General features: G+C 65.4%; 25 protein-coding genes. All 25 read right to left on the bottom strand.

The features are described 5' to 3' along the window. Positions 1-202: 202 nt before the first annotated feature. Positions 203-658 (bottom strand): 50S ribosomal protein L15, encoded by a 456-nt coding sequence (rplO, locus tag ACO0M4_RS21225; RefSeq protein ID WP_430372382.1) that lies wholly within the window; start codon positions 656-658, stop codon positions 203-205. A 1-nt stretch (position 659) separates the two neighbouring features. Then, entirely contained in the window at positions 660-842 is a 183-nt protein-coding gene (gene rpmD, locus ACO0M4_RS21220; RefSeq protein ID WP_016571066.1) for a 50S ribosomal protein L30, read from the bottom strand. Further along, positions 842-1,444, bottom strand: coding sequence for a 30S ribosomal protein S5 (rpsE, locus tag ACO0M4_RS21215; RefSeq protein ID WP_016571065.1), 603 nt, complete (start codon positions 1,442-1,444; stop codon positions 842-844). The genes rpmD and rpsE overlap by 1 nt, the downstream gene beginning before the upstream one ends. Before the next feature lie 46 nt (positions 1,445-1,490). Continuing rightward, a complete protein-coding gene (gene rplR / locus ACO0M4_RS21210; protein ID WP_430372379.1) occupies positions 1,491-1,874 on the bottom strand; it encodes a 50S ribosomal protein L18 in 384 nt (127 codons plus the stop codon). Positions 1,875-1,877: 3 nt separating this feature from the next. Continuing rightward, complete coding sequence (gene rplF / locus ACO0M4_RS21205) at positions 1,878-2,417, bottom strand: 50S ribosomal protein L6 (protein ID WP_430372378.1); 540 nt, start codon at positions 2,415-2,417, stop codon at positions 1,878-1,880. A gap of 20 nt (positions 2,418-2,437) precedes the next feature. Beyond that, entirely contained in the window at positions 2,438-2,836 is a 399-nt protein-coding gene (gene rpsH, locus ACO0M4_RS21200; RefSeq protein ID WP_100604418.1) for a 30S ribosomal protein S8, read from the bottom strand. Between the two features lie 239 nt (positions 2,837-3,075). Continuing rightward, on the bottom strand, positions 3,076-3,261 hold the full coding sequence (locus ACO0M4_RS21195; protein WP_205356622.1) for a type Z 30S ribosomal protein S14: 186 nt from the start codon (positions 3,259-3,261) through the stop codon (positions 3,076-3,078). Positions 3,262-3,266: 5 nt separating this feature from the next. Beyond that, positions 3,267-3,827 carry a 50S ribosomal protein L5 gene (gene rplE / locus ACO0M4_RS21190; protein WP_016571061.1) on the bottom strand — a complete coding sequence of 187 codons (561 nt, stop codon included), beginning with the start codon at positions 3,825-3,827 and terminating at the stop codon, positions 3,267-3,269. Then, positions 3,827-4,150, bottom strand: a complete 324-nt coding sequence (rplX, locus tag ACO0M4_RS21185) for a 50S ribosomal protein L24 (RefSeq protein WP_100604420.1) — start codon at positions 4,148-4,150, stop codon at positions 3,827-3,829. Before rplX ends, rplE begins: the two co-directional genes overlap by 1 nt. Positions 4,151-4,153: 3 nt before the next feature. Then, a complete protein-coding gene (gene rplN, locus ACO0M4_RS21180) occupies positions 4,154-4,522 on the bottom strand; it encodes a 50S ribosomal protein L14 (RefSeq protein ID WP_003998823.1) in 369 nt (122 codons plus the stop codon). Between the two features lie 141 nt (positions 4,523-4,663). Then, positions 4,664-4,945: a 30S ribosomal protein S17 gene (gene rpsQ, locus ACO0M4_RS21175; protein WP_006604882.1), complete on the bottom strand. Its 282-nt coding sequence runs from the start codon at positions 4,943-4,945 to the stop codon at positions 4,664-4,666. Then, the gene (gene rpmC / locus ACO0M4_RS21170) at positions 4,945-5,169 is read right to left on the bottom strand and encodes a 50S ribosomal protein L29 (RefSeq protein WP_043264893.1); all 225 of its coding nucleotides are present in this window, start codon (positions 5,167-5,169) and stop codon (positions 4,945-4,947) included. Before rpmC ends, rpsQ begins: the two co-directional genes overlap by 1 nt. After that, positions 5,169-5,588, bottom strand: coding sequence for a 50S ribosomal protein L16 (gene rplP, locus ACO0M4_RS21165; protein ID WP_016571059.1), 420 nt, complete (start codon positions 5,586-5,588; stop codon positions 5,169-5,171). The genes rpmC and rplP overlap by 1 nt, the downstream gene beginning before the upstream one ends. A 5-nt stretch (positions 5,589-5,593) precedes the next feature. After that, the gene (gene rpsC, locus ACO0M4_RS21160; protein ID WP_066980863.1) at positions 5,594-6,415 is read right to left on the bottom strand and encodes a 30S ribosomal protein S3; all 822 of its coding nucleotides are present in this window, start codon (positions 6,413-6,415) and stop codon (positions 5,594-5,596) included. Beyond that, a complete protein-coding gene (gene rplV, locus ACO0M4_RS21155) occupies positions 6,415-6,762 on the bottom strand; it encodes a 50S ribosomal protein L22 (protein WP_004571827.1) in 348 nt (115 codons plus the stop codon). The genes rpsC and rplV overlap by 1 nt, the downstream gene beginning before the upstream one ends. A 44-nt stretch (positions 6,763-6,806) precedes the next feature. Further along, a complete protein-coding gene (rpsS, locus tag ACO0M4_RS21150) occupies positions 6,807-7,088 on the bottom strand; it encodes a 30S ribosomal protein S19 (RefSeq protein ID WP_043264896.1) in 282 nt (93 codons plus the stop codon). Between the two features lie 12 nt (positions 7,089-7,100). Beyond that, a complete protein-coding gene (gene rplB / locus ACO0M4_RS21145) occupies positions 7,101-7,937 on the bottom strand; it encodes a 50S ribosomal protein L2 (protein WP_390020609.1) in 837 nt (278 codons plus the stop codon). Positions 7,938-7,976: 39 nt separating this feature from the next. Beyond that, positions 7,977-8,300, bottom strand: coding sequence for a 50S ribosomal protein L23 (gene rplW, locus ACO0M4_RS21140; RefSeq protein WP_430372375.1), 324 nt, complete (start codon positions 8,298-8,300; stop codon positions 7,977-7,979). Beyond that, a complete protein-coding gene (gene rplD, locus ACO0M4_RS21135) occupies positions 8,300-8,950 on the bottom strand; it encodes a 50S ribosomal protein L4 (RefSeq protein WP_430372373.1) in 651 nt (216 codons plus the stop codon). Before rplD ends, rplW begins: the two co-directional genes overlap by 1 nt. An 8-nt stretch (positions 8,951-8,958) precedes the next feature. Next, positions 8,959-9,603: a 50S ribosomal protein L3 gene (gene rplC / locus ACO0M4_RS21130; protein ID WP_016571053.1), complete on the bottom strand. Its 645-nt coding sequence runs from the start codon at positions 9,601-9,603 to the stop codon at positions 8,959-8,961. Positions 9,604-9,617: 14 nt separating this feature from the next. Continuing rightward, positions 9,618-9,926, bottom strand: coding sequence for a 30S ribosomal protein S10 (rpsJ, locus tag ACO0M4_RS21125; RefSeq protein WP_003948644.1), 309 nt, complete (start codon positions 9,924-9,926; stop codon positions 9,618-9,620). A gap of 414 nt (positions 9,927-10,340) precedes the next feature. Next, a complete protein-coding gene (tuf, locus tag ACO0M4_RS21120) occupies positions 10,341-11,534 on the bottom strand; it encodes an elongation factor Tu (RefSeq protein ID WP_430372369.1) in 1,194 nt (397 codons plus the stop codon). Positions 11,535-11,691: 157 nt separating this feature from the next. Next, positions 11,692-13,812 (bottom strand): elongation factor G, encoded by a 2,121-nt coding sequence (gene fusA, locus ACO0M4_RS21115; protein WP_430372367.1) that lies wholly within the window; start codon positions 13,810-13,812, stop codon positions 11,692-11,694. 39 nt (positions 13,813-13,851) lie between these two features. Then, positions 13,852-14,322 carry a 30S ribosomal protein S7 gene (rpsG, locus tag ACO0M4_RS21110; protein ID WP_030986135.1) on the bottom strand — a complete coding sequence of 157 codons (471 nt, stop codon included), beginning with the start codon at positions 14,320-14,322 and terminating at the stop codon, positions 13,852-13,854. Positions 14,323-14,324: 2 nt separating this feature from the next. Then, positions 14,325-14,696, bottom strand: a complete 372-nt coding sequence (rpsL, locus tag ACO0M4_RS21105; RefSeq protein ID WP_003948652.1) for a 30S ribosomal protein S12 — start codon at positions 14,694-14,696, stop codon at positions 14,325-14,327. Between the last annotated feature and the right edge of the window lie 82 nt (positions 14,697-14,778).

The following is a 14,778-nucleotide window of genomic DNA, read 5'->3' as shown; positions in this document are numbered from 1 at the left end:
TGTGGGCCAGGAGGTGACGGTCTTGAGGATCGACGAATACGTAGCGGCTACCGCGCGGACACCGCCCGCACGGCGGGTGCCGGGGCGAACCCCGGACAAGACAAACAGTGCAGGCCACCTTACCGGCGACCGTACCCCCGTGGAACGACCAACCGGGGATGCCCCAAACGATGGGCATCCCCGGTCAGTTGAACCAACGAACTCAGAGGAGTTCGGTGACGCTGCCGCCAGCGGCAGCAATCTTCTCCTTGGCGGAGCCGGAGACGGCGTCCACCGTCACCTGCACAGCCACGGAGATCTCGCCGGTGCCGAGCACCTTGACGAGCTCGTTCTTGCGCACCGCGCCCTTGGCGACCAGGTCGGCCACCGTAACCTCGCCACCCTGCGGGTAGAGCGCGGCCAGCCGGTCCAGGTTCACGACCTGGAACTGCTTGTGGGCGGGGTTCTTGAAGCCCTTCAGCTTCGGGAGGCGCATGTGGAGGGGCATCTGCCCACCCTCGAAGCGCTCCGGAACCTGGTAACGGGCCTTGGTGCCCTTGGTACCACGACCAGCGGTCTTACCCTTGGACGCCTCACCACGACCAACACGGGTCTTGGCGGTCTTGGCGCCCGGGGCGGGCCGGAGGTTGTGGACCTTCAGCGGGTTGCTCTCCGCCATGTCAGTCGACCTCCTTGACCGACACGAGGTGGCGGACGGTGTGCACCATGCCGCGGTACTCGGGACGGTCGTCCTTGACAACCACGTCGTTGATCCGCTTGAGACCAAGCGAACGCAGCGTGTCGCGGTGGTTCTGCTTGCTACCGATCACGGACTTGACCTGCGTGATTTCGAGGCGAGCCATTACGCACTCACCCCTGCACGCGCCCGCAGCAGAGCGGCGGGGGCCACGTCCTCCAGCGGCAGGCCACGACGGGCGGCGATCTCCTCGGGCCGCTGCAGGCCCTTGAGCGCCGTCACCGTGGCGTGCACGATGTTGATCGGGTTCGACGAGCCGAGCGACTTGCTCAGCACGTCGTGGATGCCCGCGCACTCCAGCACGGCGCGCACCGGGCCACCGGCGATCACACCGGTACCGGGGGAAGCCGGCTTGAGCAGGACGACGCCCGCAGCCTTCTCGCCCTGGATCGGGTGCGGGACGGTACCGGCGATACGGGGGACCTTGAAGAAGTTCTTCTTGGCCTCTTCCACGCCCTTGGCGATGGCAGCCGGAACTTCCTTGGCCTTGCCGTAACCGACACCTACGGTGCCGTCACCGTCGCCCACCACAACCAGCGCGGTGAAGCTGAAGCGACGACCACCCTTGACAACCTTGGCGACGCGGTTGATCGCGACAACGCGCTCAACGTACGCGGTCTTCTCGGCGGCAGCGCCACCGTCGCGACCCTTCCGGTCCCGCCGCTCGCCGCCACCGGCACCGCTCCCGCGGCGCTGGGGTCCAGCCATTGGATTTACCTCTCTCTGTTACGTCCGCTAGCTCCGGAACCGGGGCTTAGAACTTCAGCCCGGCTTCGCGGGCGGCGTCGGCCAGAGCGGCAATCCGCCCGGCGTACTGCTTGCCACCGCGGTCGAACACGACGGCCTCGACACCGGCGGCCTTGGCACGCTCGGCGACCAGGGCGCCCACCTTCTGGGCCTGGGCGCTCTTGTCGCCCTCGCCACCACGGATCGACGCGTCCAGGGTCGACGCCGAGGCCACAGTGTGGCCCGCAGTGTCGTCGATCACCTGAGCGAAGATGCCGCGGTTGGACCGCGTCACCACCAGACGCGGACGCTCCGAAGTACCCGAAATCCGCTTGCGGATGCGGATGTGGCGACGCTTGGCAGCAGCGCGCTTGTAGGCGTTGCCCTTAGCGATCTTCACACCGTATGCCATGGCTTACTTACCCGCCTTTCCGACCTTGCGGCGGATGACTTCGCCCTCGTACTTGACACCCTTGGCCTTGTACGGGTCGGGCTTCCGCAGCTTGCGGATGTTCGCGGCGACCTCGCCGACCTTCTGCTTGTCGATGCCTTCGACGCTGAACTTCGTCGGCGACTCGACCTTGAACGAGATGCCCTCGGGGGCCTCGATCAGGATCGGGTGGCTGTAGCCCAGGGCGAACTCCAGGTTGGAGCCCTTCGCCTGGACGCGGTAACCAACACCGCTGATCTCGAGCTTCTTCACGTAGCCCTGGGTCACGCCGGTGATCATGTTCGCCACCAGCGTGCGGGACAGGCCGTGCAGGGCCTTGTTCTGACGCTCGTCGTTCGGGCGGGAAACGGCGATGACGCCGTCCTCACCCTTGGCGACCTCGATGGGCGCCGCGACGGTGTGCGAAAGGGAACCCTTGGGGCCCTTCACGTTGACCGTGCGGCCCTCGATGGTGACGTCCACACCAGCGGGAACCTGGATGGGCAGCTTGCCAATACGCGACATTGCTATTCCTCCGTTCCCTGTTACCAGACGTAGGCGAGGACTTCCCCACCCACGCCCTTCTTCTGCGCCTGCTGGCCGGTCAGAAGACCGTGGGACGTGGAGATGATGGCCACGCCCAGGCCGCCCAGGACCTTCGGCAGGTTGGTGGACTTGGCGTAGACACGCAGACCCGGCTTCGAGATCCGCTTGATGCCGGCGATCGAGCGCTCGCGGTTCGGCCCGAACTTCAGCTCGAGGACGAGGTTCTTACCAACCTCGGCGTCCTCGACGCTCCAGCCGGTGATGTAACCCTCCTGCTGGAGGATTTCCGCGATGTGCGACTTGATCTTGCTGTGCGGCATCGCCACGGTGTCGTGGTACGCCGAGTTTGCGTTCCGCAGACGGGTCAGCATGTCTGCGATGGGATCAGTCATGGTCATGAATTGGCCTTCGGCCTCTCTCGCCGGGGTTTCCTATATGCGCCATCCCTCTCCCCGAACATGGTCGGGACGGGTGCGGCACGGGGACCTACGGCGTAGTAAGCGACGTTATGCGGGCGGGGCCCGCGGTCGGTCTCGGGCGGCGGGACGCCCAAACCCTTCTACCCTACGGGAAAAGGGTCCGGGCGCCCGCCGGCCGGTTGCTTACCGAGAGCCTCCGGTAATGCCCAACTAGGGGATTACCAGGAGCTCTTGGTCACGCCCGGCAGCTCGCCACGGTGAGCCATCTCACGAAGGCACACGCGGCACAGGCCGAACTTGCGGTAAACGGAGTGCGGACGGCCGCAGCGCTGGCAGCGGTTGTACGCGCGCACACCGAACTTCGGCTTGCGAGCAGCCTTGGCAATAAGAGCCTTCTTCGCCATCTCGCTCACGCCTCCTTGAACGGGAAGCCGAGGTGACGAAGCAGGGCGCGGCCCTCGTCGTCGTTGGTCGCCGTGGTGACCACGGTGATGTCCATACCCCGGGTACGGTCGATCTTGTCCTGGTCGATCTCGTGGAACATGACCTGCTCCGTGAGACCGAAGGTGTAGTTGCCCCGACCGTCGAACTGCTTCGGGGACAGACCACGGAAGTCGCGGATGCGCGGCAGCGCGAGCGACAGCAGGCGGTCCAGGAACTCCCACATGCGGTCACCACGGAGGGTGACGTGGGCACCGATCGGCTGGCCCTCGCGCAGCTTGAACTGCGCGATGGACTTACGGGCCTTGGTGACGGCCGGCTTCTGGCCGGTGATCGTGGTGAGGTCGCGGATGGCGCCCTCGATCAGCTTGGAATCGCGGGCGGCGTCGCCCACACCCATGTTGACCACGATCTTGGTCAGACCGGGGATCTGCATGACGTTCTCGTAGGAGAACTCGTCCTTCAGCTTCCCGGCGATCTCTTCGCGGTAGCGCGTCTTGAGACGCGGCGCGTTGGTGGTGGCAGTCATCAGATGTCCTCACCGGTCCGCTTGGCAACGCGGATCTTGTTGCCCTCGTCGTCAAAGCGGTACCCGACGCGGGTAACGACCTTCTTGCCGTCCTGCTCCACGACCAGCTGAACGTTGCTGATGTGGACGGGGGCCTCGGTCGTCACGATGCCGCCGGTCTGCGAACCACGAGCGGTCTGTCCGGCCTTGGTGTGCTTCTTGACCCGGTTGACACCCTCGACCAGGACACGGTCCTCGCGGGGGTAGGCCGCGATGACCTTGCCCTGCTTGCCCTTGTCCTTGCCGGTGATGACCTGGACCAGGTCGCCCTTCTTGATCTTCATCGGTTACAGCACCTCCGGCGCGAGCGAGATGATCTTCATGAACTTCTTCTCGCGCAGCTCACGGCCCACGGGGCCGAAGATACGGGTGCCGCGGGGGTCGCCATCGTTCTTGAGGATGACGGCCGCGTTCTCGTCGAAGCGGATGTACGAGCCGTCCGGACGGCGGCGCTCCTTGACGGTGCGAACGATGACGGCCTTGACGACGTCACCCTTCTTCACGTTGCCACCGGGGATCGCGTCCTTGACGGTGGCGACGATGACGTCACCGATGCCCGCGTAGCGGCGACCCGAGCCACCGAGAACACGGATGCAAAGGATCTCCTTCGCACCAGTGTTGTCGGCGACGCGCAGTCGCGACTCCTGCTGGATCACGTCTATCTCCTGAATGTCTGCCGGTTCCCGGCAGGGGCTTGTCCCTTACGGGACGTCAGCCCCTGCCGAGCCTGGCGGAACTGTTCCTAGGGGGTCCCCCTAGGAGGGATGTGCTTGCCTGTCGAAATCCCCGCGAGGGAATTACTTGGCCTTCTCGAGGATCTCGACGATGCGCCAGCGCTTGGTGGCGGACAGCGGCCGGGTCTCCATCAGGAGGACGCGGTCGCCGACACCGGCAGCGTTCTGCTCGTCGTGCGCCTTGAGCTTGTTGGTACGGCGGATGACCTTGCCGTACAGCGCGTGCTTGACGCGGTCCTCGACGGCGACGACGACGGTCTTGTCCATCTTGTCGCTGACGACCAGACCCTCACGGGTCTTGCGGAAACCGCGCTCGTTCGTCTCAGTCACATTCTTCTCGCTCATCAGGCGCTCTCCACCGTCTCGATGCCGAGCTCGCGCTCCCGCATCAGGGTGTAGATCCGGGCGATGTCCTTCCGGACGGCCTTCAGCCGGCCGTGGTTTTCGAGCTGTCCGGTCGCCGCCTGGAAGCGGAGGTTGAACAGCTCCTCCTTGGCCTCACGCAGCTTGGCAACGAGCTCCTCGTTGTTCAGCTCGCGCAGCTCGGTCGCCTTGGTACCGGCCGCCATCACGACTCACCTGCCTCGCGCCGCACAATGCGGCACTTCATCGGAAGCTTGTGGGCGGCGCGGGTCAGCGCCTCCTTGGCAACCTTTTCGTTCGGGAAAGACAGCTCGAACATCACCCGACCGGGCTTGACGTTCGCGATCCACCACTCCGGAGAACCCTTACCGGAACCCATGCGGGTTTCGGCCGGCTTCTTCGTCAGCGGGCGGTCGGGGTAGATGTTGATCCACACCTTGCCGCCACGCTTGATGTGACGGGTCATGGCGATACGAGCGGACTCGATCTGCCGGTTCGTCACGTAGGCCGCGGTCACAGCCTGAATACCGTACTCACCGAAGGCGAGCTCGGTACCGCCCTTGGCCATACCGTTCCGCTTCGGGTGGTGCTGCTTGCGGTGCTTGACCCTGCGAGGGATCAGCATGTCGGTCAGCCCTCCGTTCCAGGGTTCTCCGCCGGAGCAGCGGCAGCGGCCTCGGCCTTGGGGGCCTCGGCAGCCGGAGCCTGCTGCTGCGGCTTGCGGCCGCGACCGCCACGCTCGCCACCGCGACGCGGGCGCTCGTTGCCACCGCGGGCCGGGCGGTTACCCGCACGGGCGGCAGCGTTCTCGGCACGCACCTCGGCGATGTTCTTGACGTCGCCCTTGTAGATCCAGACCTTCACGCCGATGCGGCCGAAGGTGGTCTTGGCCTCGAAGAAGCCGTAGTCGACGTTCGCGCGGAGCGTGTGCAGGGGCACACGGCCCTCGCGGTAGAACTCCGAGCGAGACATCTCGGCGCCGCCGAGACGGCCACCACACTGGATCTTGATGCCCTTGGCGCCGGCCTTCATCGTCGACTGCATGCTCTTACGCATCGCGCGACGGAAGGAGACGCGGGAGGACAGCTGCTCGGCGACGGCCTGGGCCACCAGCTGAGCGTCGGTCTCGGGGTTCTTGACCTCGAGGATGTTCAGCTGGACCTGCTTGCCGGTCAGCTTCTCCAGCTCACCGCGGATGCGGTCGGCCTCGGCGCCGCGGCGGCCGATGACGATGCCCGGGCGAGCGGTGTGGATGTCAACGCGGACGCGCTCACGGGTGCGCTCGATCTCAACCTTCGAGATACCAGCGCGCTCCATGCCCTTCGTCATCATGCGACGAATGGCGACGTCTTCCTTGACGTAGTCCTTGTACAGCTTGTCGGCGTACCAGCGGGACTTGAAGTCCGTCGTGACGCCGAGCCGGAACCCGTGCGGGTTTACCTTCTGGCCCATTACCGGGTTCCTTCCTTGCTGCTGACGACCACGGTGATGTGGCTGGTCCGCTTACGGATCCGGTAGGCACGGCCCTGGGCACGCGGACGGAACCGCTTCAGGGTCGGGCCCTCGTCCACGTACGCCTCGCTGATGACCAGCGAAGAGGCGTCGGTGTGGTCGTAGTTGTGCGCGGCGTTGGCAATGGCGCTGTCCAGCACCTTGCCCACCGGCACGCTCGCGGCCTGCGGGGCGAAACGCAGGACCGCCTGAGCCTCCGTGGCATCCATGCCACGGATAAGGTCCACCACGCGGCGGGCCTTCATGGGCGTGACGCGGATGTACCGCGCCTGGGCCCTGGCTTCCATGGTTGTCCCTTCGGTGTCAGTCATAGTCTTCGCACTCCGGTCGATCAGCGACGACGCGACTTGCGGTCGTCCTTCTCGTGGCCGCGGAAGGTGCGGGTCGGCGCAAACTCGCCGAGCTTGTGGCCGACCATCGACTCGGTGACGAACACCGGGACGTGCTTGCGGCCGTCGTGCACCGCGATCGTGTGGCCGAGCATGGCCGGGACGATCATGGAGCGGCGGGACCAGGTCTTGATGACGTTCTTGGTGCCGGCTTCGTTCTGCGTGTCCACCTTCTTAGCGAGGTGGTCGTCGACGAAGGGCCCCTTCTTGAGACTGCGCGGCATCTAAACCCGCTCCTAGCGCTTCTTGTTCGTCTTGCGGCGGCGGACGATGTACTTGTTGCTGGCCTTCTTCGGCGAGCGAGTACGACCCTCCTTCTTGCCCCAGGGCGAGACCGGGTGGCGACCACCGGAAGTCTTGCCCTCACCACCACCGTGCGGGTGGTCAACCGGGTTCATCACGACACCACGCACGGTCGGGCGAACGCCCTTCCAGCGCATGCGGCCGGCCTTACCCCAGTTGATGTTCGACTGCTCGGCGTTGCCGACCTCGCCAACAGTGGCGCGGCAGCGGACGTCGACCAGGCGAATCTCGCCGGACGGCATGCGCAGGTGGGCCATGGAGCCCTCCCGCGCCAGCAGCTGCACGGAGGCACCCGCGGAGCGGGCAAACTTCGCGCCGCCGCCGGGCCGCAGCTCGATGGCGTGGATGGTCGTACCGACCGGGATGTTGCGCAGCGGCAGGTTGTTGCCCGGCTTGATGTCGGCGCCAGCGCCGTTCTCAATCCGAGCACCCTGCTGCAGACCGCGCGGGGCGATGATGTAACGCTTCTCGCCGTCCGCGTAGTGCAGCAGCGCGATGCGCGCGGTGCGGTTGGGGTCGTACTCGATGTGCGCGACCTTGGCCGGCACGCCGTCCTTGTCGTGACGACGGAAGTCGATCACGCGGTAGGCGCGCTTGTGGCCACCGCCCTGGTGGCGAACGGTCACACGACCGGCGTTGTTACGGCCGCCCTTGCTGTGCAGCGGGCGGACCAGCGACTTCTCCGGCGTGGACCGCGTGATCTCGACAAAGTCGGCGACGCTGGAGCCACGACGGCCCGGGGTCGTCGGCTTGTACTTGCGGATACCCATTTCTCAGTCCTCGTCCGATTCCGGACGACTCGGACTCCGTTAGGAGACCGGGCCGCCGAAGATGTCGATACGGTCGCCCTCGGCGAGGGTCACGATGGCGCGCTTGGTGTTGGCGCGCTTACCGAAACCAGTCTTGGTGCGCTTGCGCTTACCCTGACGGTTAATCGTGTTGACCCCGGTGACCTTGACCGAGAAGACCGCCTCGACGGCCTGCTTGATCTGGGTCTTGTTCGAGCCGGGCGCGACGATGAACGTGTACTTGTTCTCGTCCAGCAGCGCGTAGCTCTTCTCGGACACAACCGGCTTGACGAGGACGTCGCGCGGGTCCGTGAAGGTCTTGCTGGTGACGACGGCCTCACTCATCAGGCGTCGCTCCCTTCGGTCTCAACGGCCTTGGGGCCAGACACGAAGGACTCGAAAGCGGTCTTGGTGAAGACCACGTCGTCGGAGACGAGCACGTCGTACGTGTTCAGCTGGCCCGGCTCCAGGATGTGCACCTGGGGCAGGTTACGGGCGGACAGCCACGCGGCCTCGTCGGAGCGCTCGACGACCAGCAGGACGTTCTTACGGTCGCTGATCTTGCCGAGCAGGCCCTTGGCGGCCTTGGTGGACACCGCGCCGTCGACCACGCCGGCGACGACGTGGATGCGGCTGTGGCGGGCCCGGTCGGAGAGGGCACCACGCAGCGCGGCGGCCTTCATCTTCTTCGGGGTCCGCTGGCTGTAGTCACGCGGCACGGGGCCGTGGACGACGCCACCGCCGGCAAACTGCGGCGCACGGGTCGAACCCTGGCGCGCGCGGCCGGTGCCCTTCTGGCGGTACGGCTTCTTGCCACCGCCGCGGACCTCGCCACGGGTCTTGGTCTTGTGCGTGCCCTGTCGGGCAGCGGCCAGCTGTGCGACGACGACCTGGTGGATCAGCGGAATGCTGACCTTCGCGTCGAAGATCTCCGTGGGGAGCTCGACGGTCCCGGCCTTGTCGCCTGCCGGCGAAAGGATGTCAATGGTGCTCATCGGTTACCTCAGGCCCCCTTGGCCGCGGTACGGACCAGGACGAGGCCGCCGTTCGGACCAGGAACTGCGCCCTTGATGAGCAGCAGACCCTTCTCCGCGTCAACGGCGTGGACGGTCAGGTTCTGGGTGGTGACCCGCTCATTGCCCATACGGCCGGCCATCCGCATGCCCTTGAACACGCGGCCCGGGGTGGCGCAGCCACCGATGGAACCAGGCTTACGGTGCACGCGGTGGGCACCGTGCGAGGCCTTGCCGCCGTGGAAGCCGTGACGCTTCATGACACCGGCGAAGCCCTTGCCCTTGCTCTTGCCGGTCACATCCACCTTGACGCCGGACTCGAAGGTCTCAGCGGTCAGCTCCTGGCCGAGGGTGTACTCGCCGGCATCGGCGGTACGGACCTCGACGAGGTGGCGACGGGGAGTGACGTCGGCCTTCGCGAAGTGGCCCTTGAGGGGCTTGTTCACCTTGCGCGGGTCGATCTCGCCGAAGGCGATCTGGACGGAGTCGTAACCGTCCTGGTCATTGGTGCGCACCTGGGTAACGACGCAAGGACCGGCCTTCACCACGGTCACCGGGACGACACGGTTGTTCTCGTCCCAGACCTGGGTCATGCCGAGCTTCTCGCCCAGGAGCCCCTTGATCTGCTTAGCCATCTCTTCCGCGCCTCTCAGAGCTTGATCTCGATGTCAACGCCGGCCGGAAGGTCCAGGCGCATCAGCGAGTCAACGGTCTTGGGCGTCGGGTCGAGGATGTCGATCAGGCGCTTGTGCGTGCGCATCTCGAAGTGCTCGCGCGAGTCCTTGTACTTGTGCGGCGACTTGATGACGCAGTACACGTTCTTCTCAGTGGGCAGCGGCACCGGGCCCGCGACCGACGCACCAGTGCGAGTCACCGTCTCGACGATCTTCTTCGCCGAAGAGTCGATGACCTCGTGGTCGTAGGCCTTGAGCCGGATGCGGATCTTCTGTCCCGCCATGGCTACTTCGTAGTCCTGTCTCTCGTAACGCTCTGGGACCCGGGAGGTCACCGTTCTTCTCCGACCCACGCGGTCGGGCGTGTCGCACCCCTTCTCGTAAATCTCCACATGGAAGATCCCTCAAGGAGGAGAACGTGGGGGAAGAACACCCACCGGGCGCCTGGTAGAGGCACCCCGCTGACGCTTCCCGGAAGATTCCCGTACTTCCGCCTCTGAAAAGAGGCGACGAATACCTGGGACTCGCTTCCAGTCCTCCCGGCGGGAGGCGCGCAACATCGGCACTCAACCGAGCAACCTGGACAGTGTGCCATACCCGGGTTGCGTAAGGCCAATCGAAGCCCAACTGTCAAGAAGCCCCGCCCACCTGGTGGCGAGCGGGGCTTCCCGAAGTACTACCGGATCAACCGGACCGTCTTACTTGACGATCTTGGTGACCTGGCCGGCGCCCACGGTCCGACCACCCTCACGGATGGCGAACTTCAGGCCCTCCTCCATGGCGACGGGCTGGATGAGGTCCACCTTCATCTCGGTGTTGTCACCCGGCATGACCATCTCGGTGCCCTCGGGGAGGGTCACAACACCGGTCACGTCAGTCGTACGGAAGTAGAACTGCGGACGGTAGTTGTTGAAGAACGGCGTGTGGCGGCCGCCCTCGTCCTTGGACAGGATGTAGGCCTGCGCCTCGAACTCGGTGTGCGGGGTGACCGAGCCCGGCTTGATGATGACCTGGCCGCGCTCGACGTCCTCGCGCTTGATGCCGCGGAGCAGCAGACCGACGTTCTCACCGGCCTGGCCCTCGTCCAGCAGCTTCCGGAACATCTCGATGCCGGTGACCGTGGTGGTGGTCTTCTCGGTCTTGATGCCGATGATGTCGACGGTCTCGTTGACCTTGAGGACACCACGCTCGATACGACCGGTGACAACGGTGCCACGGCCGGTGATCGTGAAGACGTCCTCGATCGGCATCAGGAACGGCTTGTCGACGTCACGCTCGGGCTGCGGGATGGCCTCGTCGACGGCCTTCATCAGCTCGAGGACGGAGTTGCCCCACTCCTTGTCGCCCTCGAGCGCCTTGAGCGCCGAGACCTTGACGACCGGAACGTCGTCGCCGGGGAACTCGTACTCGGAGAGGAGCTCACGGACCTCGAGCTCGACGAGCTCCAGGATCTCCTCGTCGTCCACCATGTCGGCCTTGTTCAGGGCGACAACGATGTACGGAACGCCGACCTGGCGGGCCAGGAGCACGTGCTCCTTGGTCTGCGGCATCGGGCCGTCGGTGGCGGCGACCACCAGGATGGCGCCGTCCATCTGGGCGGCACCGGTGATCATGTTCTTGATGTAGTCCGCGTGACCGGGGCAGTCGACGTGGGCGTAGTGACGCGTCTCGGTCTGGTACTCGACGTGCGCGATGGAGATGGTGATACCGCGCTGGCGCTCCTCAGGAGCCTTGTCGATCTGGTCGAAGGCCGAGGCCTCGTTCAGGTCCGGGTACGCGTCATGCAGCACCTTGGTAATGGCGGCCGTGAGGGTCGTCTTACCGTGGTCAATGTGACCGATGGTGCCGATGTTGACGTGCGGCTTAGTCCGCTCGAACTTCGCCTTCGCCACTGGGGTCCTCCTGTGGAGTGGTTCTGTACGCCTTACTCATCGGCGCCAGGTGATCTTTGCTGGATAGCCCGGGGCCCGGGGGTATTCCTCCGCGGTAGCGGCGGAATACCCCGGCAGGCTCCGGAGTCAAGCCTAGAGCGTGAACTCGACGGGTGAGTTACTCGCCCTTGGCCTTGGCGATGATCTCCTCGGCGACGTTCTTGGGAACCTCGGCGTAGGAGTCGAACTGCATCGAGTAGCTTGCGCGACCCGACGTCTTGCTGCGGAGGTCTCCGACGTAGCCGAACATCTCCGAGAGCGGAACCAGGCCCGTGACGAGCTTGGCGCCGGCACGGTCCTCCATGGCCTGGATCTGGCCACGGCGGGAGTTGATGTCGCCGATCACGTCGCCCATGTAGTCCTCGGGCGTGGTGACCTCAACCTTCATCATCGGCTCGAGCAGGGCCGGGCTGGCCTTGCGGGCGGCCTCCTTGAAGGCCATCGAGCCGGCGATCTTGAACGCCATTTCCGACGAGTCGACCTCGTGGAACGCGCCGTCGAGGAGCGTGACCTTGACACCGGTCAGCGGGTAGCCGGCGAGAACACCGAACTCCATGGCCTCCTGGCAGCCCGCGTCCACGGACGGGATGTACTCCCGCGGGATGCGGCCACCGGTGACCTTGTTCTCGAACTCGTACCCGTCGCCCTCGAGCGGTGCGATGGCGATCTGCACCTTCGCGAACTGGCCGGAACCACCAGTCTGCTTCTTGTGCGTGTAGTCGAGACGCTCGACCGCCTTGCGCAGGGTCTCGCGGTAGGCGACCTGCGGCTTGCCGACGTTGGCCTCGACCCGGAACTCACGCTTCATACGGTCGACCAGCACATCGAGGTGCAGCTCGCCCATACCCGCGATGATGGTCTGGCCGGTCTCCTCGTCGGTGTGCACCTGGAACGAGGGGTCCTCTTCGGCGAGGCGCTGGATGGCGACACCCAGCTTCTCCTGGTCGCCCTTGGACTTGGGCTCAATGGCGACCTGGATGACCGGGGCCGGGAACTCCATCGACTCCAGGATCACCGGGGAACCCGCGTCGCAGAGGGTCTCACCGGTGGTGGTCTGCTTCAGACCCATGACGGCGACGATGTCGCCGGCACCCACCGCGTCGATCTCCTCACGCTTGTTCGCGTGCATCCGGTAGATCTTGCCGATGCGCTCCTTCTTGCCCTTCACCGAGTTCTGCACCTGCGTGCCGGCCTCAAGGCGGCCCGAGTACACCCGGATGAAGGTGAGCTTGCCCAGGTGGGGGTCGCTCGCAATCTTGAACGCGAGGGCGGACAGCGGCTCGTCCTCGGACGGCTTGCGCTTGACGACCTCGTCCGGGTTGTTGACCGCGTGGCCCTCAATGGCCTCGACGTCCAACGGGGAGGGGAGGTAGCGCACGACCGCGTCGAGCAGGGGCTGGACGCCCTTGTTCTTGAACGCGGTACCGCAGAACACCGGCGTGACGGTGGTGACGTCGGCCTTGCCGGAGGCAATGGTGATCCGACGGATCGCCGCGTAGAGCTGCTCCTCGGTGGGCTCCTGGCCCTCCAGGTAGAGCTCCATGACCTCTTCGTCGTTCTCGGCCACGGCCTCGAGGAGCTTGCCGCGCCATTCGTCGGCGGCCTCGATGTGCGTGTCCGGGATGTCGACGGTGTCGTACATCTCGCCCTTGGCGGCCTCAGCGGACCAGACCAGGGCCTTCATCGTGACGAGGTCGACGACACCCTTGAAGTCCATCTCGGTACCGATGGGCAGCTGCATGACGATCGGCACCGCGCCCAGGCGATCCGAGATCATGTCGACGCAGCGGTGGAACTCGGCACCCGTACGGTCGAGCTTGTTGACGAAGCAGATGCGCGGAACGCCGTAGCGGTCCGCCTGACGCCAAACGGTCTCGGACTGGGGCTCGACACCGGCAACGCCGTCGAACACCGTCACCGCGCCGTCGAGCACGCGCAGCGAACGCTCCACCTCGACGGTGAAGTCGACGTGGCCCGGCGTGTCGATGATGTTGATGGTGTTGTCGACGTCGTCCAGCGGCCAGTGGCAGGTCGTCGCGGCAGACGTGATCGTGATGCCGCGCTCCTGCTCCTGCTCCATCCAGTCCATCGTGGCAGCGCCGTCGTGGACTTCACCGATCTTGTACGAAACACCGGTGTAGAACAGGATCCGCTCGGTGGTGGTCGTCTTGCCCGCGTCGATGTGGGCCATGATCCCGATGTTGCGGACCTTGGCCAGGTCAAGCGAAGTGGTAGCCATAGTGGCTCAGTCTTCTCTCGGTCTCGATGTGGGTTGCGACTACCAGCGGTAGTGCGCGAAGGCCTTGTTGGACTCGGCCATCTTGTGCGTGTCCTCGCGCTTCTTGACCGAAGCGCCGAGGCCGTTGGAGGCGTCGAGCAGTTCGTTCATGAGGCGCTCGGTCATGGTCTTCTCGCGGCGGGCGCGGGAGTAGCCCACGAGCCAGCGGAGCGAGAGGGTGGCAGCACGACCGGGCTTGACCTCGATCGGGACCTGGTAGGTCGCGCCACCGACACGGCGGGACTTGACCTCAAGGGTCGGCTTGATGTTCTCCAGCGCGCGCTTCAGCGTGATGACCGGGTCGTTACCGGTCTTCTCACGCAGACCCTCCATGGCGCCGTAAACGATGCGCTCAGCGGTGGAGCGCTTACCGTTCAGCAGCACCTTGTTGATGAGGGAGGTCACCAGGGGGGAGCCGTAAACCGGGTCGATGATGACCGGGCGCTTCGGGGCGGGGCCCTTACGAGGCATTCTTACTTCTCCTTCTTGGCGCCGTAGCGGCTGCGAGCCTGCTTGCGGTTCTTGACGCCCTGCGTGTCGAGGGAGCCTCGGATGATCTTGTACCGAACACCCGGCAGGTCCTTCACACGGCCGCCGCGCACGAGCACGATCGAGTGCTCCTGCAGGTTGTGGCCCTCACCCGGAATGTAAGCGGTGACCTCGATCCCACTGGTCAGACGCACACGCGCGACCTTACGCAGGGCCGAGTTCGGCTTCTTCGGGGTGGTCGTGAACACACGCGTGCAGACGCCACGGCGCTGGGGCGAACCCTCAAGTGCGGGCGTCTTGTTCTTCTCGACCTTGTCCTGCCGGCCCTTACGGACCAGCTGCTGGATCGTAGGCACTACTTCTCCGGTTTCTGTGTGCCAGTCTCGGTAAAGCTAACCTGGAACATTCCCCGACCCACGCGGTCGGGTGTGTCGAATA

The sequence above is a fragment of the Streptomyces sp. RGM 3693 genome, from assembly GCF_050471125.1.
In the GTDB taxonomy this organism is placed as follows: domain Bacteria; phylum Actinomycetota; class Actinomycetes; order Streptomycetales; family Streptomycetaceae; genus Streptomyces.
Note: the sequence above shows the minus strand (reverse complement) of the source record. Positions and strands in the feature narration are given on the sequence as shown.

Excerpts from the sequence above, each read along its gene's own strand:
- rplO (WP_430372382.1), bottom strand. The coding sequence starts at position 658 with ATGGCGGAGAGCAACCCGCTGAAGGTCCACAACCTCCGGCCCGCCCCG.
- rpmD (WP_016571066.1), bottom strand. The coding sequence starts at position 842 with ATGGCTCGCCTCGAAATCACGCAGGTCAAGTCCGTGATCGGTAGCAAG.
- rpsE (WP_016571065.1), bottom strand. The coding sequence starts at position 1,444 with ATGGCTGGACCCCAGCGCCGCGGGAGCGGTGCCGGTGGCGGCGAGCGG.
- rplR (WP_430372379.1), bottom strand. The coding sequence starts at position 1,874 with ATGGCATACGGTGTGAAGATCGCTAAGGGCAACGCCTACAAGCGCGCT.
- rplF (WP_430372378.1), bottom strand. The coding sequence starts at position 2,417 with ATGTCGCGTATTGGCAAGCTGCCCATCCAGGTTCCCGCTGGTGTGGAC.
- rpsH (WP_100604418.1), bottom strand. The coding sequence starts at position 2,836 with ATGACCATGACTGATCCCATCGCAGACATGCTGACCCGTCTGCGGAAC.
- ACO0M4_RS21195 (WP_205356622.1), bottom strand. The coding sequence starts at position 3,261 with ATGGCGAAGAAGGCTCTTATTGCCAAGGCTGCTCGCAAGCCGAAGTTC.
- rplE (WP_016571061.1), bottom strand. The coding sequence starts at position 3,827 with ATGACTGCCACCACCAACGCGCCGCGTCTCAAGACGCGCTACCGCGAA.
- rplX (WP_100604420.1), bottom strand. The coding sequence starts at position 4,150 with ATGAAGATCAAGAAGGGCGACCTGGTCCAGGTCATCACCGGCAAGGAC.
- rpsQ (WP_006604882.1), bottom strand. The coding sequence starts at position 4,945 with ATGAGCGAGAAGAATGTGACTGAGACGAACGAGCGCGGTTTCCGCAAG.
- rpmC (WP_043264893.1), bottom strand. The coding sequence starts at position 5,169 with ATGGCGGCCGGTACCAAGGCGACCGAGCTGCGCGAGCTGAACAACGAG.
- rplP (WP_016571059.1), bottom strand. The coding sequence starts at position 5,588 with ATGCTGATCCCTCGCAGGGTCAAGCACCGCAAGCAGCACCACCCGAAG.
- rpsC (WP_066980863.1), bottom strand. The coding sequence starts at position 6,415 with ATGGGCCAGAAGGTAAACCCGCACGGGTTCCGGCTCGGCGTCACGACG.
- rplV (WP_004571827.1), bottom strand. The coding sequence starts at position 6,762 with ATGGAAGCCAGGGCCCAGGCGCGGTACATCCGCGTCACGCCCATGAAG.
- rpsS (WP_043264896.1), bottom strand. The coding sequence starts at position 7,088 with ATGCCGCGCAGTCTCAAGAAGGGGCCCTTCGTCGACGACCACCTCGCT.
- rplB (WP_390020609.1), bottom strand. The coding sequence starts at position 7,937 with ATGGGTATCCGCAAGTACAAGCCGACGACCCCGGGCCGTCGTGGCTCC.
- rplW (WP_430372375.1), bottom strand. The coding sequence starts at position 8,300 with ATGAGTGAGGCCGTCGTCACCAGCAAGACCTTCACGGACCCGCGCGAC.
- rplD (WP_430372373.1), bottom strand. The coding sequence starts at position 8,950 with ATGAGCACCATTGACATCCTTTCGCCGGCAGGCGACAAGGCCGGGACC.
- rplC (WP_016571053.1), bottom strand. The coding sequence starts at position 9,603 with ATGGCTAAGCAGATCAAGGGGCTCCTGGGCGAGAAGCTCGGCATGACC.
- rpsJ (WP_003948644.1), bottom strand. The coding sequence starts at position 9,926 with ATGGCGGGACAGAAGATCCGCATCCGGCTCAAGGCCTACGACCACGAG.
- fusA (WP_430372367.1), bottom strand. The coding sequence starts at position 13,812 with ATGGCTACCACTTCGCTTGACCTGGCCAAGGTCCGCAACATCGGGATC.
- rpsG (WP_030986135.1), bottom strand. The coding sequence starts at position 14,322 with ATGCCTCGTAAGGGCCCCGCCCCGAAGCGCCCGGTCATCATCGACCCG.